We start from the raw sequence: 25,559 nt of genomic DNA, 5'->3' as shown, positions 1-25,559 counted from the left end.
TTGCACCTATTAATAGAGCGTGATATGATAAATTTGGAATGAAAGTTGAAGGAGAGATACAAGATGTCAAATGCATATGAAGAATACATGCGTCAAATGGTAATTCCAATGCGCCAAGAGTTAGTGCGTTCTGGATTTGAAGAGTTAACTACAGAAGAAGCTGTAACAGAATTTATGGAGAATGCATCAGGTACAACTTTAGTAGTTGTAAACTCTGTTTGTGGTTGTGCAGCTGGTTTAGCACGCCCATCAGCAGGTCAAGCGGTTGTACGTGCTGAAAAACAACCTGATCATCTTGTAACTGTATTTGCAGGTCAAGATAAAGATGCTACTGTAAAAATGCGTGAATACTTCGGAGAAATTCCTCCATCTTCACCATCTATGGCATTACTAAAAGGAAAAGAAGTTGTTCACTTCATTCACCGTCATGAAATTGAAGGCGCAACAATGGACGAAATTATTACAAACTTAGAACAAGCTTTCGAAAAGAATTGCTAAAGTAGGGGGAGAGTGAATCTCCCTCTTTTCTTTATATAGAGGTGAAAAAATGATAGTAACAACAGCAGGAAGAACAAATAAAGAAATGAAAGATTATGCAAACAAGGTAGCAGCAGAATTAAATCTTTCTTTCGTTAAACGTAATGACATACCAGTACATAAACTGCATGAGCAGTATGAACAAGATGTACTTGTCGTAGGGAAAAATCGATTAGCCATTTATCCAAAAGGTACGGAAGAGTCGTTTTTCTTTCATCCAAACTCAGCGATGTTTCGTGTGAAAAGGTTAATGCGCGGAGAACATGATCCATTTATACAAGCTGCTAAATTAGAGAGCGGAATGACAGTATTAGATTGTACGCTCGGTATGGCATCAGATAGTATTGTAGCTAGTTATGTTGTTGGTGAAAGTGGAAAAGTAACAGGGCTTGAAGGAAACGAATATATGTCTTACATCATGGGAAAAGGCTTGCAAACATGGTCTTCATCCGTTTCTGAAATCGATGAAGCAATGCAAAGAATCGATGTAAAGCAAACAGAGCATTTTGCATTTTTAAAACAATGTGAAGATAATAGTTATGACGTTGTTTACCTTGATCCAATGTTTGAAGAAACTGTCATAGAATCAGATGGAATTAAAGGATTAAAACACTTCGCTTTGTATCATGATATTACTGACGAAACAATTGCGGAAGCGAAGCGTGTGGCGAGAAAGCGTGTCGTTCTGAAAGATCATTTTCGTAGTTCTAGATTTGAAAAACATAATTTTCACGTATACAAAAGAAAAAGTGCTAAGTTTCACTTTGGTGTAATTGACCCTTGCTAATTGTTTGAAAAGATGTATAATAAGCAATAATTAATTAAATATACTGTCTGTGATGAAGAGAGTAGTCTTTTTCAGAAGGAAAGCGAGCTAGGGATGGTGTGAGCCTAGTGCAGAAGAAAAAGATGAAGCGCACTTCGGAGACGCTTCTTGAACGAATAGTAGAGTAAGCCGAGGCCCCCTGTCCTCGTTATAAACGGGAAAGTGGTTCGAAATGAACAACAAGGGTGGTACCACGGGTTAAAACTCGTCTCTTTTTTAGAGACGAGTTTTTTGTGTTTTAAAAAATAAGGAGGTTATAGTATGAATTATAAAACGCAGTTTGCGAAAAGTTTATCGAATATTTTTACAAATGAATTAACACAAAATCAAATTTTAGATTTAATCGAAACACCAAAACAAAATGAATTCGGAGATGCAGCGTTCCCATGCTTTTCACTAGCGAAGCAATATAAAAAATCACCAGCTATTATAGCGAAGGAATTGGCGGAGAAATTAAATGATCCGTTCTTTACGAAAGTAGAGGCTGTGGGTCCTTATGTAAATGTATTTTTTAATCGTGAAACAGTAAGTGATAAAGTATTAAAAACGATTTTAGCGGAGAAAGAAGAGTACGGTCAAAATCACTTTGGATGTGAAAAAACGGTAGTTATCGATTATTCCTCTCCTAATATCGCGAAACCTTTTTCAATGGGGCATTTACGTTCTACAATGATTGGTAATTCGCTGAAACATATCGCCGAAAAATGTGGGTATGAAGTTGTCGGAATCAATTATATTGGCGATTGGGGCACGCAGTTTGGAAAGTTAATTACTGCATATAGAAAATGGGGAAATGAAGAAGTTGTTAAAGAGGATCCAATTCGTGAGTTATTTAAGTTATATGTTCAGTTTCATGAAGAAGCAAAAGAGAACAAAGAACTAGAAGAAGAAGGACGCTCATGGTTTAAAAAACTAGAAGAAGGAAATGAAGAAGCAGTCGAACTTTGGAATTGGTTCCGTCATGAGTCTTTAAAAGAATTTTCTCGTATTTATGAACTTCTCGGTGTGGAATTTACAAACTTTCAAGGAGAAGCTTTCTATAACGATAAAATGGAAGACTTTATTGGGATGTTAGAAGAGTACGACTTACTGGAAGAATCAGAAGGGGCATTAGTCGTTAATTTAGAAGAAGAAGGTATGCCGCCATGTTTAATTAGAAAATCAGATGGTGCTACCATTTACGCAACACGTGATTTAACAGCGGCATTGTATCGTCAAAACACATACGAATTTGATAAAGCGTTATATGTTGTAGGCCCAGAACAAAGCTTACATTTCAATCAATTTTTCACTGTATTAAAAAAGCTTGGTTATGACTGGGTCGATGGTATGGAACATGTACCGTTCGGGTTCATATTAAAAGATGGTAAGAAAATGTCGACACGTAAGGGCAGAATTATTTTATTGGAAGAAGTGTTAGAAGAAGCTGTTGCGCTTGCGGAACAAAATATTGAAGAGAAAAATCCTAATTTAAAACAAAAAGAAGACGTGGCAAAACAAGTCGGTGTTGGAGCAGTTATCTTCCACGATTTAAAAAATGAGCGTATGCATAATATCGAATTCTCATTAGAAAATATGTTGAAATTTGAAGGAGAAACAGGACCATATGTGCAGTACACACATGCGCGTGCCTGCTCTATTTTAAGAAAAGAAAGTGTAGAATTTGAAACGTGTACTTTTGAATTAAAAGACGATTACAGCTGGAGTGTAGTAAAATTACTCAATAAATTCCCGCAAGCAATTGAAGCGGCCTTCAACAAAAATGAGCCATCTATTATTTCAAAATACGTATTAGATGTAGCGCAAGCGTTCAATAAATATTATGGAAATGTTCGTATATTAGAAGAGAGCGAAGAGAAAGAGAGTAGACTCGCATTAGCTTATGCTGTGACGGTTGTATTAAAAGAGGGATTACGTTTACTTGGGGTAGGGGCACCTGAGGAGATGTAAAATAAAAATTTTGTGCTTATGCGCCGAGAGAAATAATCACATTACTTTACTAATAAACTACAAATCAAATTAAAGCGTAATATAGAGTAACAAAAAGACAAAACAGGCGATTATTAGCCTGTCTTGTCTTTTTGTATTTTCTTAAATAAACTCTTATCTATAAAGAGTTATACGCTGCGAAGTGTAAGAACTCTATAATTATGTTGCGAAATCAATTAAAATATTTGTAGAGAGGATGGTCCGTATTGATTCGAGCTTTCATTTTACATATTCCTTGTCATAGACTACCGGAAAGAAGTTTTCTTAAACTACAAAAATACATACCTTTATGTGCGCGTTGTACAGGCATGTTTATCGGTATTTTAATGTTTCCAATTTATTTTTATATGACACCTTAGTTTCTGCCTGCAATAATACTATCATTTTCCGCTCAAATTCCGTTACTTATTGATGGATTCACCCAAAAATGGAAATGGAGAAGCAGCACAAATTTACTAAGAGTAACGACTGGTTTATTAAGCGGTAATGGTATGGGGCTATTTATTGCCTCTAGCATTATATGGATAACATCTAAAAGCATATATTAACGGAAGGAGAACTTTACATGTTTTGGATCTACTTAGTTTTAATTCTTATTTCAGGAGGAAGCGGGATTAGTTTTCTCATTTATGAAAGAAATATAGAAGCAATAATTGCTTTTGTTATTTGTACAATATTTATTGTGTTACTCTATTTTCACCTAAAAAGAAATGACGAACATAGAAACTGTGATTGCAGTACATTAGCTTGTACCGATTATACTGATTGTAATTGTTAAATTATGCGAGTGGAAAAGTTAGTGTATCATTTAAGGTATACTAGCTTTTTTTATTAGAAGTGTAGGAATGTGACTATTAAATGGAGAACTTTAGTTTTGTATATAAAAGGAGGTGTTGGACCTGAAAGAGTATGATTGGAACAGCAAACTAACATATTTAAAAAATACGAGAGATTTATATTACAATGACGATTATTTAAGTTTTTTAGTAAATACAGTTTGGAAGATTTCTGAACCGGTACATATTGTTGATTATGGTTGTGGATATGGTTATTTAGGCTTAGTTTTGTTGCCATTGCTTCCAAAGGGATCAAAGTATACAGGCATTGATAGCGGGGAAGCATTAATAGCTGAAGCGAGAGAGTTGTTTCGTTCGCTTCCATATGAATCAGAATTTATTGAAGGAGATGCTACAGAAATTGAATTGGAAAATAAATATGATATAGCAATCTGTCAGGCTTTCTTATTACATATGAGTTCCCCAAAAACGATGCTAGAGAAGATGATACATTCAATTAAACAAGGGGGTAAAATAATCTGTTTTGAACCACATTGGATGTCAAATATGTCTTCATACGTATTAGATGGAGAGAATCAATCGGAAATTATCCAGATAGGTATTTTGCAGAAATTATTTGAAAGGGACACACAGAGAAACGATAAAGATGGAAATATCGGTATCAAAATACCTATGTATTTAAGTGAATTGGGTGTGGGAAATATCGAATGTAGAGTAAGTGATAAGGTGAACTTTTTAGACTCTAATATGCATCATAATGATAAATATAGTTTGTATCATTCATTAAAAGAAGAGGGAATTGCGGGCAGTCCAGGTGATAAACAGCAATTTATAGAACTTTTAATGGCCAGAGGATTAACATATGAAGAAGCGTTAGCTCAATATGAAGCGGAACTACGGTTTTTTAAAGCATTTCATATGCATTCATCTTTAGTATATGCTCCGAATATGAAAATTACATTTGGTGAAATAAAGAAGTAAATATCATATTAGAAAAGTAAGAGAGAAGGAGAATTGCTATATTTCTAATAAGGTTATCATTATTATCAAGATTTTTCGGTAAATCGATATATCTTATCAAATCGTTAATATAATTTCATCCACTGAATGAAGCCTCAAAAAAGAAGATAAAACCCATCTTCGAATAATATATGTTATTTAATCAAATTAAACAAAATAACGAGAAAAAGTATCGTTTTTAAGATATTTAGTTATAAACTTGAATAATATTAAATAATATCGTTCATTATATGAGGTTTTAGTTGAATGCATACTATATGATGTGTAAAATCTAAGCAAGTAGGTTAGAATACTGCTTGCAAATGGCAGTATAAATAATAATTTGAGGTGAATGCATGCTAGATTTTAAGCAATTAGAGATTTGTTTGAAAGAAAAGAGATTCGTAGATGGATTACATGAGATAAATAATGAAATTGCGCATATAAAAGAAACGAATAAGTTATCATACGTGAAGAACTGGCTTTCTAACGTCTCGTCAGCTAAGGAGTTTGATGCATTAATTCGTCTTGCTGATGAAGGTTTGATGCATCAATATAGCTCCTTTTTAATTCGTTATACTTATAAAAAATTCCCAAATATGAGAACGCTCTCTTTATATTGTGATGAATTAATTGATGAGCGTAAAATCCTTGATGCTGAACAATTGTTAAAAGCTTCTTTGGAAAAGGTAAATGAAGAAGAAACTGATGCGGATGTTTTAACGAAAGCATACTTTACGTTAGTTAGATGTTTGCTAGATATGAAGCGAAATGAAGAGGCCTATGCCTATATGCAAAAGGCGGAAAAATATAGTACGCGTGCAGTTTTTGATAAATGGGGTTACTTATATATACAGACTGGTGAGTGGGAGAAGGCCGAGGAACAACTTTTATTCGGTCAGCAGCATAAAGATTGTGAAGAGTTAGCTACGTACTTATTGGCGCAATTATATGCATATAAAGGTGAACAGCAGCGAGCGTTACAACTCATTAATGATGCGATTGCAAAGTTCCCTCAAGTACCATATTTCTATTTTGAAAAAGTAAAATATTTATTAGATTTAGAGCGCTATGAAGAAATGTTAGCGGTAATAGATAAAATCAATCATATGCTTCCGCATCATGCATATACAACTTATTTTATACATTTACGTGCAGAAGCATTTTATAAAATGAATAATATTCACGATTTGCAAGCACTATTGAAAAGTGAAAAGAGTTTGAAAAATTCTCTATATCATCATATAGAAAAAAATCCTGATGGAAAAAAGGTTCGTTTACCGATAGTTCCGGTTGTACAAAAGGATAACTATTGCGTTCCGACAAGTTTGGAAATGATGTTAGGGGTATGGGGAGAAAAACGTACGCAAGATGAAATTGCACAACATATTTTTGATGTAACAGGTTCTAAGTTTTCAGATACAGTTACATATATAGAAGAGCAAGGTTACGAATATCGTTATTTTCAAGGGAATGAGGAAAATTATAAGAGATTACTCAATCAAGGTATTCCCGTTTTATTAAGTATAGATATTGAGCACGCTTCCCATGTACAAGTGCTTTCTGGTTATGACGATGTACTGCAAGCTTTTTATATTCAAGATCCGAATTTCTTGGAACCGATTCTTGTGGAATATGATAAGTTGCAAGAAAAATATCGTTATACAGATTGTTTAGCTATTACGTTTATACCAAAAGATAGAATGGAACAACTTTCATTTTTAAATGAGGAAGAACACACTTATTATAAAACAATCTTTTCTCTTACAGATCATTTAGGTGAGCAAGATAAAGAGGGAATTGAAAAGTTAGTACTATTTTTAAAAGAAACAAGTGAAAATCCAAGCACTTGGTTATATACGATTAAACATTTAGATGCTGAAGTAGATAAAGATTTTATTCAGTTTTGTATAGAAAAATTAATGAAAAAGTTTCCGAGCTCTGACTTTGTGAAATTGCATAGTGCACAGTGTTTTATTCGTCTGCAGGATATGGAAAAAGCAGGACAGATGCTTCAAAGTGTGGAGAAGAAAAGCAATCAAGCGCTGTATCATTTTATAAATGGACGTTATTCTTTTGAGCAAGATAATTATGCAGAATCGATTGCTAGTTTTCGTTCATCATTACAATTGGATGCAGATCAACCAGTTGCGTGGAGTTTCTTAGCATTATCATACATGTATATGGATCAATCCGAAAAGGGGCTAGAGTATTCTCTAACAGCTATAGAACGTAGTCCAGAAAGGTTTACACTTGTAAATCACGGTTTAATTTTAATAGATTTAGAACGATATGAAGAAGCATATGGATTCTTTAATGATTTATTAAAAGAATATAAATATGAAGCGCACATATGGTATGAACGTGCAAGATGTGCTCAGTATTTAGGGAAAGTGTATTTGGCGGTAAAAGGACTTAAAGTGGCGATTCAATTAGATAAAACAGCAGCCTATTTATATACGAAGCTTTCGGAAATCTATGAATCGGATTTGGATGATGAGAAAAATACGAAGGAAATTCTATTACAAGGAATTCAAAATTGTGAAGATCAGGCGTCTTTATATGTTCGTTTAGGAGATTTTCATTTTCAAAATGATGAACTTGAAGAAGCGGAAACTATATATAAGCGTTCTTTAGAAGAAAATAATGAAGATGTATATTCTCATTTCGGTTTAATTCAAGTTTATATGGCAAAGGAACAATATAAGGATGCAAAAAACTATATTGTCAGTATTAATAAGCAATTTGAAGACAATCAAGATTTCCTTATGAATGCTGGTATGGTGTTATGGGATGCTGAAATGGCATTAGGTGAGGATGAAAAAGAGTTAAAACTTGCACTTTCTAAATTAGAGAACGGTATACGAAGCGTATACGCTAATATAGCGAGCGTGTTGGATGAGTATGTAAATCGAATAAAAGACACAGCTTTTGTGCAACGAGGCATAGCATTTTTAAGAACGTTAGAAAAAGAAAAAGAGGATGTAATTGAATACGGTTGTTACGCAGGTGTTTTATATGAATCTATTGGACAGTATGATCAGGCGATAAAACGGTATAATGATGCACTTAAGAAAAAACAAGATTCATTGCCGTATTTCCGTATCGGTGAAACATTCATGGCGTTAGGGCAATTTCAAGAAGCGAAGCATGCGTATGAAACATGTTTAGAAATGGATAAGAACTTCTTAGGTGTACATTTGCAGCTTGCTGAAATATACGAAAAAGAAGAGAATCGTTCCAAAGAACAAAATCATATGGTCCAGGCGATGAAAGAAGAACCAATGCATATAAATATGGAATATTTAGCGCAGCTTTCAGTAGAAATGAATCTTCAGGAAGAATTGCTAGTTGAACTAGAAAAATTGGAGGAAGAAGTTCCTGAAACATGGCGTTTAGATGCGATTGCATACGTGTTTGGCGCGATGAATGACATAGATAAAGAAAAAGAATATATCGAATGCGCAATGAAAATAGATGAAGCGCATGTGGAAGTACTATATCATTATGCGAAATTGCTAGTTAAAAAGCAGAATGCAGAAGCAATCGAAGTTGCGCTGAAAGTAATGCATAAAGATTTGGAAAGTGAACGTATTTTTGGTGTGTACGTAAAAGCAATGGAACAACATAAAAAATTATCCCAAATACGAGACGTACTTCATACGCTAAAGGTGAAAAAAGCAGAAAGAAGTACAGCGTTTATGTATGCAGCTACTGCGGTTGCCGAAAGATTAGTAGAAAGGCAACAAAATGAGCAACCGAAAAAATCTATATTTACAAGAGCATTTTATCGTATGAAAAATCGTGCGAAGGAAATTTCAATGATTACAGTTATTATTGATTTATTTGAAATCTCCTTAAAGTTAAATCCGAAAAATAGTATGGCAGCGCAGCGTTTCGCAATATTTTATGAGAATGCGGCGATGAATAAAGAAGCTATAGAGGTTTTACAAACATCGTTAGAAAATAAGTGGGATTATGATGTAGCGAAGCAACTTGTAAATCTTTTCATTGAGTGTGAAGAAGAAGATATGTTACGAGACGCTTTTGAATTAACGAAACAAATGGTTCGAGAGCTACCGGATGATTATGATACTCTTCTTTTACAAGCGAATGTATTATGTAAGCTAGGCGAAGAAAGAAAAGCCGAAAAAATTTACTTGCAATTAATTGAGAAAACACCATTTGTAAGTAGAGGATTCCTTGCTTTAGCAGAAATATATCAAAGTCAAGAGAGAATTGAGGACGCGATTCAGTTATTAGAAGACGCTTCTGTATATCATCCGAATGAAATGGCAATTCTTCTTGCTTTAGCATCTTCGTATCATAGAGCTGGGCAAACGACAAAGGCAGAAAAAATAACAAGTGAAATATTAGCAATTGATGCTACTGACTTGTTAGCAAGATACGATCATGCTTGTTATTTAACATCATTAAACAGAAATGAAGAGGCAAGAGATGAACTTGAAATTGTGCTTCGTGAAGATGAAACAGGATTTTTCGCTGAACTTGCAGAGGAAGATGAAGATTTAGCAGGATTGCGAGAATTTGAAAAGTAATTGTATAAGAATAGAGAAAAAGGGTATAAATAAAAATATATTTCGAATTAGTTGACAATTAATTGTTTAATGGCATAAAATAACTTTTAATAAAGTATACAAATCTGAAGACGAGAAAGAGTAAAATAGTGAGCTGTTCTCCAGAGAGCCGGTGTATTGCTGAAAGCCGGTGTGCAGACGTTATTTGAAAATCATCTCCGAGGAGCCGTGGCTGAATAAAGTAAGCTCGGACGGATGTTTACCGTTACAAAGAACGCGTATATTAGTACGTTGCTAAGTGCTATTAGTGAAAAGCTAATAGAATTAGGGTGGTAACGCGGGTAAACCCGTCCCTACTTCATAGGGGCGGGTTTTTTGTGTGCTTTTAAAACATTCAAAGGAGTGATTGTAGATGAAGAAAGTAGATGTAAAAGAGTCGGCTGTAGGGAGAGAAACACGTATTCGTAAGCAGTGGAACGAACAGGGCATTTTTGAGCAATCAATTCAGAATAGAGAAGGCGCACAATCGTTTGTGTTTTATGAAGGACCACCAACGGCGAACGGTTTACCACACGTCGGCCATGCACTTGGTCGGGCAATTAAAGATTTAGTAGCGAGATATAAAACGATGGCTGGATATAAAGTGTTAAGAAAAGCTGGCTGGGATACACATGGATTACCTGTAGAATTAGGCGTCGAAAAACAACTTGGTATTTCAGGTAAGCATGAGATTGAAGAGTACGGCATTGAGCCATTTATTCAAAAGTGTAAAGAGAGTGTATTCACGTATGAGAAGCAGTGGCGTGAATTTACGGAGAGCATTGGATATTGGGTAGATATGGATGATCCATACGTTACTCTAGAGAATCCATATATCGAAAGTGTATGGAATATTTTAGGGACGATTCATGAAAAAGGTTTGTTATATAAAGGACATAGAGTTTCTCCATACTGTCCAAGCTGTCAAACATCGCTTAGTTCACATGAAGTTGCACAAGGATATAAAACAGTGAAAGATTTAAGCGCAACGGTTAAGTTTAAAGTAAAAGATAGTGAAAATGAATATTTCCTTGGATGGACGACAACGCCGTGGACACTTCCAGCGAATGTTGCACTTGCCGTACATCCAAATATGGAATACGTTAAAGCGAAACAAGAAGGGTATGTATACATTGTTGCGAAAGAGCGTGTACAAGAAGTATTAAAAGAAAACTATGAAGTATTATCTGTTCACAAAGGCGAAGAATTAGTAAACACATCTTATACAGCACCGTTTCCGATGAAGGAAGTTACAAATGGGTACCACGTAATTGCAGCAGATTTTGTAACAGCAGATAGTGGTACAGGACTCGTTCATATCGCTCCAGCATATGGGGAGGACGATTATAAAGTCGTTCAAAGTGAAGGATTGTCGTTCTTACATGTTGTAGATGAGAAAGGTGAGTATACGGATGCAGTACCATTTCTTAAAGGTAAGTTTGTAAAAGATTGTGACGTTGATATCGTTCGTTATTTAGCGAAAGAAGGGTTACTATATCATAAAGAAAAATATGAACATAGCTATCCGCATTGCTGGCGCTGTGATTCACCATTACTTTATTATGCAGGAGAAAGCTGGTTAATCCGAACAACTGAGATTAAAGAAACATTTTTACGAAATAATGATTCTGTTAAGTGGTATCCAGACCATATGAAGCATGGACGGTTTGGTAAGTTTTTAGAAAACATGGTGGACTGGAATATTAGCCGGAATAGATATTGGGGAACACCTTTAAACGTATGGGAATGTGAAAGCTGCGATCATCAATTCGCACCGAAAAGCATTGCCGAATTAAGAAAGCATAGTACGAAAGAAACACCTGAAGATTTAGAATTGCATAAGCCGTATGTAGATGAAGTGCAAGTTTGCTGCGAAAAATGCGGAAGTACAATGAATCGCACACCAGAAGTAATCGATGTTTGGTTTGATAGTGGTTCCATGCCGTTTGCACAATATCATTATCCATTTGAAAATAAAGAGTTATTTGAAGAACAGTTTCCAGCAGATGTTATTGCAGAAGGCATTGATCAAACACGCGGATGGTTTTATAGTTTATTAGCCGTATCAGCGCTATATACAGGGAAAGTACCATATAAACGAGTGTTATCACTAGGGCATGTTCTAGACGAGGAAGGACAGAAAATGTCTAAAAGTAAAGGAAATGCACTAGATCCAGTTGATTTAGTAAATCAGTTTGGTGCAGATGCTTTAAGATGGGCTCTACTTGTTGACAGTGCTCCGTGGAATGCAAAGCGTTTTTCTGAAAGAACAGTACTGGAAGCAAAATCTAAATTTGTAGATACATTAGTCAATGTATATAGCTTCTACGTTTTATATGCAAATTTAGATGAGTATAATCCGAAAGAAAAGTATGAAGTTAAACGTACGAAATTAGATGAATGGGTATTATCAAGATTGCATAGCACAACGAAAAAAGTGAGAACAGCACTTGATGATTATCAATTTACGAATGCAGCTCGTGAAATCGCGGCGCTTGTAGATGAAGTCAGTAACTGGTACGTAAGACGATCACGTAATCGTTTCTGGGAATCTGGTATGAATCCTGAAAAAGCAGCTGCGTATGAAACGCTTCATGAAGTGCTTGTAACAATTAGTAAATTAATCGCACCATTTACACCGTTTGTAGCTGAGGATATTCATCTGAATTTAGAAGGAAGAAGCGTTCATTTAGCAGATTATCCGGTTGTAAACGAATCACTTATCCAGCCTGAGTTAGAAGCAGAAATGGATGCTGTTTTACAAGTTGTTGAACTTGGAAGAAGTAACCGTAATCAACATTCATTAAAAGTAAAACAGCCGTTAGCAGAACTTGTATTACTAGCGCATAATGAAAATGATATGGATTGGGAATCTTATCGTGATATCATCATGGATGAGCTAAATGTAAAAGCGTTCCATGTTGAACTCGATGAAACGAAATACACGTCCTATCAATTAAAGCTGAATTTTAAAACGGCTGGGCCGAAGTTTGGTAAAAGTGTGAATGCAGTAAATGGCTGGCTAAAACAATTATCAAAAGAAGAAGTACAACACTTTGTATCTACAGAAAGAGCAGTTTACGAAGTAGCACCAGGAGAAGAAGTAGTTGTAACAGCTGAAGATGTATTAGTAGAGAAAGTTGCGAAATCAGGATTCTCAAATACGACTAACGGTCAATATACGGTCATGTTAGATACGAATGTAACTGAGGAATTGTTACAAGAAGGAGTAGCACGTGAATTTATTCGTGCAGTTCAAGAATATCGTAAGCAGTTGAATTTACCGGTTAATTTACGAGTGGATGTAATTGTTGATACAGAAGAAGAACTACAGCAAACGTTAACGAATCATAAAGATTTATTGGAAGAAAACTTACTCGTCAAGCAATTTACATTTGGTCACTTAACGAATGAGGACGATGAACTTTCTTTAGGTGAGACAAAGATCCGAATTAAATTAAACGCGGCTAATTAAAGAAAAAAGGAAGATGGAATCATTCCAACTTCCTTTTTTGTATGAAGATAAATTAATCAGTTATTTTCCGCATAATCCATTCGATAGGTCCTCTAGAAAAGTTCCTTCGCCATAATACGCTAAATAAAATACTGAAAATGAAAAATGCAGTAGCAAATAATAAAACGAAAAGTAGTGTTTGATGTTCCATACGATTTAATACAATCAATGCGCCAATACCGATAAATACATGACTTACATAATGCGTTAATGTTAATTGTCCTGTTTGTATAATGGAAGTAACAAACCAATTATTTTCATATTTTTCAGCAATGTAGAGGCAAATTATTAATATAGCAATAGCAGATCCTGTAGCGGATGCGACGTATAATATATTGGGCAAAATGGGTCCTGTGTTAAACAAAAATGTAGCTGCCTCTTTGCCGATGTATGGAATAAAGAAGTGTGTAAGTCCTTTTGATAAAAGTTCTGTCAGTATTGTGATTGTAATACTGAGTAAGAGTAATCTTTCTCTAATATTTTTATTATGAAGATCTAATCTGCCAATTATCATACCAATTAAGAAGAAAGAAAACCATGGGAAAATAGGGTGATAGCCATTAAAAAATAAGTTGCGAAGAAAACCTGTTAAGGTCCAAAAGTCTATATAGTTTATAAATGGGATTGTGCCTCCCCATCCTTCGAAGGCGTTGAAAGTAAGTTGGAGATATTGTGCAGCAAGTAAAATAATGATAGAAAGCCATATTAGTATAGTTCTTCGTACAGTAATTAGTAATGCAGCGATGAAAAGGTAAACGCCGTAGTAGTGTAAAATATCACCCGTCCATTCCATTACATACAATAATAATCCTAAAATAAATAAGAATAGTGATCGTTTCCAAATCAATATTCGGCTGGTATTGATTTTTATTTTCTCTTGGCTAGCAACAGATGATTTAGTCATTAAAGTTATGCCAATCCCAGCAAGTATAACAAACAAGGCAGAAGCTCTACCTTCAAAAAGTGTTATAAAGGTTTTTAACAGAGGAGGTCCATTTCCTTCCGCCCCTGTTATCACCATGAAATTAACTAGTAACATTCCAAACATTGCCCACGCTCTAGCAAAATCTAAGCCGATAATGCGCTTTTTTGTATTCACTTCAATCCCTGCTTTCAAAAATGCTATTTACAGCTTCAATCCATATTTGTTTATAATCCATATCTAAATGTAACATCATAAAATTCCCAATATTATCAAGAACTAATGCTAACATATGAGCTTTTGAAACTAGATTTTTATTTTGAATGAGTTGAAGTTCATTTGCTTTTGTTAGGAGCGATTCAAATCCGTTTAAATATTCTGTTTGTACAGTTAGTAATCGATCTTTGTACATATCGTTTCTTGAAGATAGTAATACATATTCTTGTAATACACGATTAAAATAAGGATCTTTCTGTTGTTCGTCTATCATTTTAAAGCCAATTTCAACACATTTCTCAATGAAATTCTCTTTCGTAAATTCTTCTGTATGAAAGAATGAGGAGAACTGCATCGCTGCACATAATTCATTAAAAATACTTTCAATTAATGCATCTTTAGATTTAAAGTAATAATAAATAGATGGCTTGGCAATACCAACTTCTTCAGCAATCATTGTATAGGTCGTTTTGGCAATGCCGTGACCGGCAAATAGTCGATAACTTGCTTCGACTATGGAAGAGAGTGTTTCTTCACTTTTGCTCATGATAAGTCCTCCTAATAAAAAAGGTTACATAAATCGTATCATTCATTAATATTATTTTCAACCTACCGTTAGGTAAAAAATAACTTATTTTTTTACACATTACTTTAAAAAGCATAAGGTAAAGAAATTTACAAAAGAAATATATTTCTACAGTATTTTTCTCGTTTTACACATAAATATTGAGAAAATTTCACTTACCCAAAATGTAAAGGTAATAGAATTGTTTGTATAGAATTACTCGTAGATTCACTTTATTTCGTTACTTGTGGACAGTAATAGCCTTATAGGAATGGGGTAAAGGGTTCAATTTATTAGGGGGAGTGGTTTTATGTTAAACAAAAAAATGGTGGCAATGGCAATGACTGTACCATTAGTAATGGGGACAATTTCCACAGTTTCAGCATTGGAAAAACAACAGCAAGTAAAGCTAGAAGCTTATTCACCACAAAAAAAAGCAATTGAATATTTAAAAGGACATGCTACGGAATATGGATTGAAGGCGGACCTTTCAGACTTACAATATATTTCTACAACAGAAACATCAGTAGCTTCATATGTTAGGTTCCAACAAGTAGTTAATGGTGCTCCTGTATTTTCAAAACAAATTACAGTTACTCTTAATGGACAGGGACAAGGAATACTTGCTGTGTCTGATTACCAGGCAGTTCAAAGTGTGAAAGAAATAGCAAATAAGATTAGTGAAAAAGATGCTGAACAAAAATCAATGGCGTATGTTGGAGGAGAAAGTGAGCAAAATCTATGGGCTCCTACAGAGAAAGAATTTGGATATATTATTGAGGATGGAGTAGCTATCCCAGTATACAAAGTTTTAGTCCATTCGAATAAACCTTTCGGAGCATGGGAAACATTTATTGACGCGGAAAATGGAAAGTTAATTAAAAAGGTTGATATAAACCGAAAAGCAGAAGGAACAGGGAAAGTATTTTTACCTAATCCTGTCGTATCTAGTGGTAGTAAAACAGGATTAAAAGACAATAATGACGCAGATTCAACAGCATTAACGAATCAATTGAAAACTGTTACGTTAAAAGGTTTAGATGGTACAGGATTTTTAATTGGTGAGTATGTAACAATTTCTTCAAAAGCGAAGACGAAATCTACAAACTTACAATTTAATTTTACACGTGCAAATGATAGTTTTGAAGATGTTATGTCATATTATCATATTGATACATTACAGCGTTACATTCAAGGATTAGGCATTAACAATATTAATAATCGTTCTATTAAAGTGAATGTAAATGGTACAACTGATGATAACTCATTTTATTCACCATCAACGAAAGCTTTAACTTTCGGTACTGGCGGAGTAGATGATGCAGAAGATGCGGGCATTATCGCGCATGAATATGGACATTCTATTCAAGATAATCAAGTACCAGGCTTCGGAAGTTCACCAGAAGGTGGAGCGATGGGAGAAGGATTTGGAGACTTCTTAGGTGCTACTTATGAAGATGCAGTATCCACAACAGGTTACGGAAAAGCATGTATTGGAGAGTGGGATGCGACTGCGTATTCTAGTTCAGATCCGACGTGCTTACGCCGATTAGATACGAATAAAGTATATCCGAAAGATATAACGAATGAAGTGCATAATGACGGGGAAATATGGGCTCAAGGTCAATATGAAATGGCGCAAGTTTTTGGACGTGATGTAGCAACAAAAATTATTTTACAATCACATTGGTCATTAACGCCAAATGCAAAATTCCGTGATGGAGCGAAAGCGATTAAGCAAGCAGATGCTCTTTTATACGGCGGACAACACGCAGCTGAAATTGATCGAATTTGGACAGCGAGAGGAATTAGTACGAATTAATATAAAACGTCGTGGCATTTATAAGCCACGACGTTTTTAATTTGTTCAAGGACTGGTACTAGTAAATTAAATTATATCAGTGATAATATAAATTTATTGGCGATTCATTTCATACACTAGCGATTCGACAAAATTACTATTTTTCTTCTTTAAAAACAAAATGCTCTTTAAACTTTCTAGCTTCAACTTTTTGACCGTTTCGCATAGAGCGGAAAGGATGTTCTTGCCACGTAATGATAACGTCAACCTCATCTGCTTTTGTAGAAACTGGGAAGTTAGCATGTTCAAATCCAGTTTTTCCACTTGCTAGACGACCTTCTTTTCTGGAAAAGAGTTCATACTTTGTTTTCGTATTTGGTTCATTCCGAAAAACTTCAACTTGTACATTATACACTTCACTTTTCCCGAGATTTTTTACAGAGAAATGATATGTTTGAAATACACCTTTTTTTGGTTGCAACAATTTTTCACTCGTTCTTTTTACTTCATCAATATTTACTTGCCATTGATCAGAATTTTGAGAGATTGGTAAAGATTTTGGTGAATAGGCATATGCTTCATTAACTACAACTATGCATAATAATAGGAGAAAGAAACTAATTGTTTTTTTCATATGTACACCTCCGATAAAACTTTAATAATAATATGCGTGGGAAATACAGATTTTATGTAATAAAATAGAAAAATGCAATTGGATGAATTTGAGAAAGATAAAATATTTCTAAGCTGTCAAATGATAATTGTATAGAGTTCAATGTTCATATTACATATCTTTAGAAGGGGTCTCTTTAGTGAGAAATTGCAATATTTTTCTAAAAGGGCTTGCGTTTTATAAAATAAAGAGATAGAATACTCTGTAAATATAAAAAGTGATGATTAGGAAAAGTACATGATGTAAGGGTCTACAGAGAGCAATCGGTTGCTGGGAAGATTGCGATACCGCATGATGGAAAGACACCTGTGAGTGTTGCTTTGAACGTGATTATTAGTAAAAGCAAACGGTACCTACCGTTATCAGGACTAAGATGGTCATTATGACAATTTGGGTGGTACCGCGGAAAAATCCGTCCCTATTTATAGGGGCGGATTTTTGTATTCTTTGAAAGGAGGTGAGTGAACGTGGATGATGACGACGACAACAACAATAACAATAACGTAAATAAAAATAAAATTAATGGAGGGAAATATAATGGATCAAATAATGAAGCGTTCACTCACACGAGAATGTACGGAGCATAGCGGAAAGGTTGTATTACTACAAGGATGGGTAAAAAAGATTCGTCATCTAGGCAATGTTAGTTTTTTATTATTAAGGGATCGTACCGGAGTTGTTCAATGTGTATTAGAAAACGAGTTAGCTGGATATAAAGTTGATGTTGAAAGTGTCGTCCAAGTAATTGGTGAAATAGTAACGACAACGAAAACAGAATTAGGGGTTGAAGTACTTGCTCATGAAGTGAAAGTATTAAATGGTGCAGAACAACTTCCATTTGAAATAAATAAGAAGAAGTTACAGGTTGGCTTAGATCAACTATTGAATGAGCGGGTATTATCATTAAGACATGAGCGAATCGCTGCGATTTTTAAAGTGAAATCTACACTCGTTCAAAGCTTTAGTGAATTTCTAATAGAGAACGATTTCACACGTGTATTTACTCCGAAAATTGTCTCGCAAGGGGCAGAAGGAGGAGCAAATGTTTTTAAGCTTTCATATTTCCAAAAAGAAGCGTATTTAGCTCAATCACCACAATTTTATAAACAAATGATGGTAGCGGGAGGACTTGAACGTGTTTTTGAAATTGCTCCTGTGTACCGGGCGGAACATCATAACTCTTCACGACATTTAAATGAATATATATCGTTAGATGTAGAGCTTGGATTTATAAATGATTTTTATGAAGTGATGCAATTAGAAACGGATGTTTTACGATATATGTTTCAACAAGTAGGAGAAACATGCGAGAAAGAACTACAACTATTACAAATAGAAGTACCTGTCATTACTGAAATTCCTAAAATCACATTGTTAGAAGCACAAGATATTTTGAAAAATAAATACCGGAAAGAATCGCCGATTGGGGATTTAGATACAGAAGGTGAAAAGTTATTAGGGAAATATGTGAAGGAAACATATAATAGTGAATTTGTCTTTATTACACATTATCCGAAAGAAGCGCGACCGATGTATACAATGCCGAATAAGGAGAACGAAGCCATAACGGATTCGTTTGATCTATTATATAAAGGATTAGAAATAACGTCAGGTGCACAGCGTATTCATAATCATGAAATGTTACTCGCATCTTTTAAAGAAAAAGGATTACATCCAGAGAAATTTCAATCTTATTTAAATACATTCCGATATGGTTGTCCACCGCATGGCGGTTTTGGAATTGGATTAGAAAGGGTTGTATATAAACTTTTAGAATTAACTAACGTACGAGAGGCGAGCGCTTTTCCGAGAGATTGTACACGTCTTATGCCATAACATTAAAACCCTTCTATATTATAGAAGGGTTTTATGCATTTCAACATAAGTTAAAGGAGATAATAATGGATTTTTGTGTGAAAAAATGTAAATTATATCAAGAAAATTTTATAATGAATTGAGAAAAAGAAAATTCATAAGTTATAATAAAATATGAATATAAAAATAGTTCATATAATAATGTATGGAAGGGTATGAAACATGCTATATCAAACACAAGCAACACAACAAACACCAGCGTATATAATTTACCTTCTTGATGTAAGCGCATCAATGAATCAAATGATGGATGCAGGGGGAGAAGACAAAAGAAGAATTGATATTGTAACGGATGCTCTTTCTTTAGCAATTCGCCAAATGGTATTCCGTTCAACAAAAGGTAGTCGTTTGCTCCCGAGGTATAAATTGTCTATTTTAGCCTATAGTGATCATGTTTTTGATTTATTGGGTGGGGTGAAAACAATCGACGAAGTAGCAAGACTGCGTCCGCTAGAAAAAATCCAAACACATCGCTTAACTGATACAGCAAAAGCTTTCTCTGTAGTGGAGAAGTTATTACAAAATGAATTACCAAATTTACAAGATGGACCAGCTCCTGTTGTCTGTCATATGACAGATGGGGCTTCAACTGGTGAAGATCCAGAATTAATTGTGCGAAGAATTATGGATATGTCTGTACCTGATGGAAATGTACTAATTGAAAACATTTTTATTTCAGATGAAATTATGCAAGACCAAATTACTAGCATAAAGAAGTGGCAAGGGATTATGCCAAATACAGAAATTACAGATGAGTATGGTGCAAAGTTGCAAAGACTTTCATCGCCTATCCCTCAAAGCTATCGTGAGATGATGACTGAATATGGTTTCCATATTGCAGATGGTGCGGTGATGATGTTTCCTGGTACAAATGCGGATTTAGTATCACTTGGATTTCAAATGTCTGCTGCAACGCCGGTTCGATAGGAGGGAGAAGTATGGTGAAATATATCCTATCGCAAGAGAAAGAAACGGTATTGCAAGAAAAGAAAAGCAAACATTTTACTTATCGATATAGCTATGTCAGAGCAAAAGAAACGCAGGATTTAAATGAGAGTGGACAGGACTTCTTAGTATTTCAAGATAATGGAACTAGTTTCATATTTGTTTTATGTGATGGTGTAGGGATGTCTTTCCACGGTGAAATTGCTGCAGAGTTTCTTGGTATGAAGTTATTAAACTTGTTTGAAACGTGTCAAGAAAGTGGACAGGATATTCCTACATTATTAGATGAACAGTTAAATAATTGGATAGAAGAAGCTTCAGAGGAAGTGAGTGCATTTCGATTGCCAGAAGAAACACCGTGGTTACTTCGCGATGTATTAGAAGAAAAGCGAAAACAAGGTAGTGAAGCGATGTTTATCGGTGGGAAAATAGAGCTCATTCCAAATCAAGACAAAGTACAAATAACGATAGTTGTACATGGTGATTCATTTGTACAATTGTTTCAAGATAAGAAGAATTGTTCGAATGTAGTGAAGTTTGAGAGAAATATAGAGAAAAGATGGTCTACACAGCGTGGCATTATTGGAGGTGCATTGGAGGTATTTTCAAAGACATTATCCAGAGAAGAAGTAAACCGGATAGTTATTCATTCAGACGGACTTGTATCGCTTAAGCAGTATAACTTTGAGGAAGTCTTAAAAGAAATAGAGAGGGCGCAGTGCTCACCGACAAGCGATGATATTTCATTTATAGATATTTCTTGGTAACAACACGATGGAAAAAGGTGAATAAATGTGGAAGAGATTATTGTGACATACATAAAGCAATCAAATGAAGAAATTGATATTGCAATTCCTAATGATGTAAAAGCGGTACAAATTATTGAAGCAATTTTACATCATGAAAAAATAGACGAAGCATTGGGCGGTATCTATGAAATTAGAGTGGCAAAAGATAAAGAAGAATGGCATTCTATACGAAATGATGAAACGTTGCGCGATAATGATGTTTGGGATGGACAATATGTAATGCTATATAAAAAAGGGGCAATTATCCCTTCTTTTGAAATGCAGCCGGCAGAAGAAGTTTATAATGAACCTGTTAAACCAGATATATCTTCAAGTAGAGAAGATTATGTATGGAAAATCATTGAGTAATAGTTTTTGAATGGGGAAGGAGAAATGTTTTGTGCAAAAATCACCGTATTTTCAACGCTCTCCGCGTGTGAAAGTAGATATACCAACAGGGGATGTTATTATTCATGATCCGCCGAATATACCGGAGGAGCCGAAGTTTTCAATTGAAACAATGTTACTGCCAGCAATGATGACGATTTTAACATTGATATTATATTTTGTAATGATGAAATTTATGAAGATGAATTCAAGTTATATGCCATTAATGATGGTTTCAAGTATTCCAATGTTGGGATCATATGTAATTACAACGATGGGGCATTTCCGTAAAAAGAAAGAACATCGTCAAATGGTTGAACAATTACAAACAAGATACTTAGAGCAAATTCAAAAGCATCGAGTGGAATTAGATACGTTAAAGGTTGAACAAGCAAAATATTTAATTACACAAAATCCAAGCCCATTAAAAAGTGTACAAAGAATTGAAAACCGAGAAAGTAATTTATGGGAGCGAACACCTGAAAGTCCGGACTTTTTAGATATTCGTATTGGAACAGGTGAGAGACCATTTCTTGTAGAATTGAAGGTACCTGAACAGAAAGGTTATGAAGAAAATCCATTAGTTACAGAAGCACAAAATGTGAAAAGGGATTTCAATACGATACCTAATGGACACATTTCAATTTCTTTGAAAAAAAACGATGTAATTGGTGTAGTCGGAAATAAAGAAGATAGACTAAACTTTATTCGAATTGTAACGACGCAAATTATGACACATCATGCACCAAATGAAGTGAAAATAGCAGCCTTTTATCATGAGAAGGAGAAAAAACAGTGGGATTGGATGAGGTGGCTTCCTCACGTATGGGATGAACAGAGAAGTATGCGTTTTTTATCTGAAAATCAACAAGATGCGCAGAATCTAGCTGAAGTACTCTTTACCCCACTTAACATGCGCAGAATCTACAATTCTTCTGCGCAAGCGGATGCAAAAGTTCCTTTAATTCCAATGTATGTCTTTTTCTTATCAGCGAGAGAATTTTTAGAGGATGATCCGTTAACTCCAATGTTACTTAGAGAAGGGGAAAGTGTCGGAGCTTCTACATTTATTTTTGCAGAACAAAGGGAACGCTTACCTATGGAATGTGATCTTGTTATTAGCTTAAATGGGGAAAAAGGTGAGTTAGTAGAAACATTTTCAAATTCAGCTGAAAACAGCGGGACAACCCGTGCTAGTTTTAAAGTAGATCGACTTTCATTCGAACGATGTGAATTAGGAGCGCGAAGCATTGCACCGATTCGAATGAAAAGTTCTACAGCAGCCAACATTCCGAAAGTATTAACATTTTTAGACTTGTTTCAAGCTAAAAACATGGAAGAGTTACAAGTGCTCGAGAGATGGAAAGAAAATCGATATCCGACTTCATTACCAGTCCCGATTGGTGTAAGAGAAGGAAGTAAACCTGTTTTTCTAAATATTCACGATAAGATAGAGAAAAAAGGGCATGGTCCGCATGGCTTAATGGCTGGTACAACAGGATCAGGAAAAAGTGAAGTCATTCAGTCTATAATTGCAGCGTTAGCAGCAACCTATCATCCTCATGAGATGGCATTTATGCTTATTGATTATAAGGGTGGCGGAATGTCAAACACCTTTGCGGGTTTACCGCATATTATTGCATCTATTACAAACTTAGAAGATCCAAACTTAATTGAGCGTGCCAGAATTTCATTAAAGGCAGAATTAGAGCGTAGACAAAAGTTATTCATTCAGGCTGGAAATGTCCAGCATTTAGATGAATATTATGAAACAAGCTGGCGTGAAAAAGAACCTTTACCACATTTATTTATTGTTATTGATGAGTTTGCTCAAATGAAAAAGGAACAACCGGAATTTATGGACGAGCTAATTAGTGTCGCTGCAATAGGAAGGACATTAGGAGTTCACTTATTATTAGCAACTCAAAAACCTTCGGGGGTTGTAAATGACAAGATTTGGAGTAACTCGCGTTTTCGAATTTGTTTACGTGTACAAGATGACGCGGATAGTCGTGAAATGTTAAAGATTCCAGACGCATCTAAAATCAATGTACCAGGACGGGGATACCTACAAGTCGGCAGTAATGAAGTGTTAGAATTGTTTCAATCTGCATGGAGCGGAGCACCTTATAATCCAGATGAAGAAAAAGTTCTTGATATTGTTGACTTTACAGAAGTTAAGCTTTCGGGTGAAAGAATAAAAGTGAAAAAGCGTCCAAAACCAATGACAAATAGTCCGAAACAACTTCAAGCTTTTATTCAATATGTACAGAGCGTATCAGAAAAAGAAAATATTAAAGCATTACCAGGACCTTGGCTGGATCCATTACCGGAAAAATTATTGTTAAAAGAATTTTATGCTATGGAAGATTGGACAATTGGTGAGTGGAATAAACCGAAAGAATATTTACAAGTAACGGTAGGATTAATTGATGATGTTGCGAATCAAGCACAATTCCCTCTGAAGTTAGATTTACAAGAAGGGCATTTAAATATATATGGTATGCCAGGTACAGGAAAAACGACGATGCTGCAAACCATTATTATGTCTTTAGCTGTATCTCATACACCAGAAGAAGTGAATTTTTATGTTATTGATTTTGGTCGTATGTTCTTAGATTTTAGAAATTTACCTCATATAGGCGGGATTGTACAAGAAGGCGAAAATGAAAAAATGAAACGTCTATTCGGATTTTTGAAGAAGGAAATCACTGATAGAAAAGAGAGTTTTTCTAATATCGGTGCAAAGTCATTCTCTATGTATAACCGAATGGTAGAGAAGAAAATACCAGCTATAGTAGTAATGGTAGATGGTTATATAAGATTCAAAAATGAATTCGAGAAAGAAAATGAAGTATTAGAATTATTATTGCGTGAATCAAGTACATACGGAGTATATTTCTACTTCTCCCTTAATCAAACAATTGATATGTTCGATCGTGTTCGTAATAATATACCGATGGCACTTACATTCGAATTGCAAGATGGAACAGAATATCATAACTTAGTTGGCAGACCTAAATTCCCATTAATTGAAGTTCCTGTTGGCCGTGGATTAATGAAAGGGCAACCGCCGGAATTATTCCAAGCAGCATTGCCGTTTATTGGTGAAAGTGAACTTGAGTACTCCCAACAATTAAAAACAATTATTCAAAAAATGAATAGGGAATGGAATGGTGAAAAAGCAAAAAATATTCCAATGGTACCTAAAGAGATATTTGTAGAGCATATGGTTGAGCAATTAGAAACTGCCCAAATTTCAGCAGGTATTGAAACAGAGGATATTCGTTTGCAAAGTTTTTCATTAGACGAAATGAGCCATATATTTGTCGGTGGAAGAATAGAAGGCGGGAAAACATCGCTATTACAAACGATTCTGTTCACCACTACTTATCAATACTCTCCAGAAAAGGTTGAACTATACTTAGTAGACCTTGGTGAAAGACCAACAGGTATATTAGCTCTTGGAGATTTACCTCATGTGAAGAAGAAAGTTACAGATGGTATGCAATTAAAAGAAATGTTAGATGAATTGTTAGAGCTAATAAATAATAGAGAACCAGTAATGCCTTCAATAGATCCAAACACAACAGAGGAGTTTCCATATAAGAGAATAATCATTGCAATTGATGATATCGATCAAATGTTAACTATATTATCTACTGATTATGAGGCAAAAAATAAAATGGAACTAATAGTCCAAAACTGTAAAAATAAAGGGATTCACTTTATGACAGCCGCTACAACGTCTAGTCTAAATAGCTATTCTCATGAAAAATGGTTTGCAGAAATTAGAAAGAGAAGTATTGGTTATTTATTGGGGACGACACAAAATAACGATGTGTATTTCTTTAATATGAAACTGCCTCATACTGAAATGGATCAAGAATTGTTAAGTGGGGATGGATATTGCATACGTAGAAAGCCAATAAAAATAAAATGTGCATATACACCATTACATTTACTTCGCACCATGACAGATAAAATTAGTGTAAAATGGTCAGAATTAAAAGTGAAATAATATTAAAATAGGGTTAAATTACTAGAAAATAGAATATTTTTGTAATTTAACCCTTTAAAAATTGTATGAATATAGTTTATAATCTAATTGTTGTATCATTTATGATTTGAAAGGGGAAATTATTACG

General features: G+C 34.7%; 16 protein-coding genes, 1 pseudogene and 3 other annotated features. Of the genes and pseudogenes, 14 read left to right on the top strand and 3 right to left on the bottom strand.

Features of this window, described 5'->3' with window-relative positions:
- Positions 1 to 63 precede the first annotated feature (63 nt).
- The 8 genes and pseudogenes from NSS74_RS13060 (at position 64) to ileS (ending at position 13,200) form a co-directional block, all read left to right on the top strand.
- Positions 64 to 498, top strand: a complete 435-nt coding sequence (locus NSS74_RS13060) for a BrxA/BrxB family bacilliredoxin (RefSeq protein ID WP_002012568.1) — start codon at positions 64 to 66, stop codon at positions 496 to 498.
- A gap of 49 nt (positions 499 to 547) precedes the next feature.
- Entirely contained in the window at positions 548 to 1,324 is a 777-nt protein-coding gene (locus NSS74_RS13055; RefSeq protein ID WP_002141576.1) for a class I SAM-dependent methyltransferase, read from the top strand.
- A gap of 40 nt (positions 1,325 to 1,364) precedes the next feature.
- Positions 1,365 to 1,579: a binding site (T-box leader), on the top strand.
- A 45-nt stretch (positions 1,580 to 1,624) separates the two neighbouring features.
- Entirely contained in the window at positions 1,625 to 3,313 is a 1,689-nt protein-coding gene (gene argS, locus NSS74_RS13050; protein WP_149190446.1) for an arginine--tRNA ligase, read from the top strand.
- A 245-nt stretch (positions 3,314 to 3,558) separates the two neighbouring features.
- Positions 3,559 to 3,900 (top strand): annotated as a pseudogene (locus tag NSS74_RS13045) (DUF2085 domain-containing protein).
- Between the two features lie 17 nt (positions 3,901 to 3,917).
- A complete protein-coding gene (locus NSS74_RS13040; RefSeq protein WP_033709025.1) occupies positions 3,918 to 4,130 on the top strand; it encodes a hypothetical protein in 213 nt (70 codons plus the stop codon).
- A gap of 121 nt (positions 4,131 to 4,251) precedes the next feature.
- Positions 4,252 to 5,130, top strand: a complete 879-nt coding sequence (locus tag NSS74_RS13035) for a class I SAM-dependent methyltransferase (protein WP_033709779.1) — start codon at positions 4,252 to 4,254, stop codon at positions 5,128 to 5,130.
- Positions 5,131 to 5,504: 374 nt separating this feature from the next.
- Positions 5,505 to 9,707 (top strand): bacteriocin-processing peptidase family protein, encoded by a 4,203-nt coding sequence (locus tag NSS74_RS13030; protein WP_149190447.1) that lies wholly within the window; start codon positions 5,505 to 5,507, stop codon positions 9,705 to 9,707.
- A 98-nt stretch (positions 9,708 to 9,805) separates the two neighbouring features.
- Positions 9,806 to 10,044 (top strand) — a binding site (T-box leader).
- A gap of 54 nt (positions 10,045 to 10,098) precedes the next feature.
- Entirely contained in the window at positions 10,099 to 13,200 is a 3,102-nt protein-coding gene (ileS, locus tag NSS74_RS13025) for an isoleucine--tRNA ligase (RefSeq protein ID WP_149190448.1), read from the top strand.
- 52 nt (positions 13,201 to 13,252) lie between these two features.
- Here the strand turns inward: ileS and NSS74_RS13020 are convergent, their stop codons facing one another.
- The gene (locus NSS74_RS13020) at positions 13,253 to 14,338 is read right to left on the bottom strand and encodes a DUF418 domain-containing protein (protein WP_002189456.1); all 1,086 of its coding nucleotides are present in this window, start codon (positions 14,336 to 14,338) and stop codon (positions 13,253 to 13,255) included.
- Between the two features lies 1 nt (position 14,339).
- Positions 14,340 to 14,924 carry a TetR/AcrR family transcriptional regulator gene (locus NSS74_RS13015; protein WP_002136053.1) on the bottom strand — a complete coding sequence of 195 codons (585 nt, stop codon included), beginning with the start codon at positions 14,922 to 14,924 and terminating at the stop codon, positions 14,340 to 14,342.
- A gap of 328 nt (positions 14,925 to 15,252) precedes the next feature.
- Here NSS74_RS13015 and NSS74_RS13010 point away from each other — a divergent pair, with 328 nt between their 5' ends.
- Positions 15,253 to 16,764 carry a M36 family metallopeptidase gene (locus NSS74_RS13010; RefSeq protein WP_063219642.1) on the top strand — a complete coding sequence of 504 codons (1,512 nt, stop codon included), beginning with the start codon at positions 15,253 to 15,255 and terminating at the stop codon, positions 16,762 to 16,764.
- Between the two features lie 136 nt (positions 16,765 to 16,900).
- Here the strand turns inward: NSS74_RS13010 and NSS74_RS13005 are convergent, their stop codons facing one another.
- Positions 16,901 to 17,377, bottom strand: coding sequence for a hypothetical protein (locus NSS74_RS13005; protein ID WP_113770806.1), 477 nt, complete (start codon positions 17,375 to 17,377; stop codon positions 16,901 to 16,903).
- A gap of 250 nt (positions 17,378 to 17,627) precedes the next feature.
- Positions 17,628 to 17,839 (top strand) — a binding site (T-box leader).
- 114 nt (positions 17,840 to 17,953) lie between these two features.
- Here NSS74_RS13005 and aspS point away from each other — a divergent pair.
- The 5 genes from aspS (at position 17,954) to essC (ending at position 25,432) form a co-directional block, all read left to right on the top strand.
- Positions 17,954 to 19,252, top strand: a complete 1,299-nt coding sequence (gene aspS, locus NSS74_RS13000; RefSeq protein ID WP_061688402.1) for an aspartate--tRNA(Asn) ligase — start codon at positions 17,954 to 17,956, stop codon at positions 19,250 to 19,252.
- Positions 19,253 to 19,453: 201 nt separating this feature from the next.
- Entirely contained in the window at positions 19,454 to 20,218 is a 765-nt protein-coding gene (locus NSS74_RS12995; protein ID WP_002031626.1) for a vWA domain-containing protein, read from the top strand.
- An 11-nt stretch (positions 20,219 to 20,229) separates the two neighbouring features.
- A complete protein-coding gene (locus NSS74_RS12990; RefSeq protein WP_002031625.1) occupies positions 20,230 to 21,003 on the top strand; it encodes a hypothetical protein in 774 nt (257 codons plus the stop codon).
- 27 nt (positions 21,004 to 21,030) lie between these two features.
- Positions 21,031 to 21,393: a hypothetical protein gene (locus tag NSS74_RS12985; RefSeq protein WP_002031623.1), complete on the top strand. Its 363-nt coding sequence runs from the start codon at positions 21,031 to 21,033 to the stop codon at positions 21,391 to 21,393.
- A 31-nt stretch (positions 21,394 to 21,424) separates the two neighbouring features.
- Positions 21,425 to 25,432, top strand: coding sequence for a type VII secretion protein EssC (essC, locus tag NSS74_RS12980; protein WP_215601064.1), 4,008 nt, complete (start codon positions 21,425 to 21,427; stop codon positions 25,430 to 25,432).
- The last annotated feature ends 127 nt before the right edge of the window (positions 25,433 to 25,559 follow it).

The organism is Bacillus sp. FSL E2-8868 (assembly GCF_038005505.1).
In the GTDB taxonomy this organism is placed as follows: Bacteria; Bacillota; Bacilli; order Bacillales; family Bacillaceae_G; genus Bacillus_A; species Bacillus_A mycoides.
This window is presented reverse-complemented; position numbering and strand designations above follow the sequence as displayed.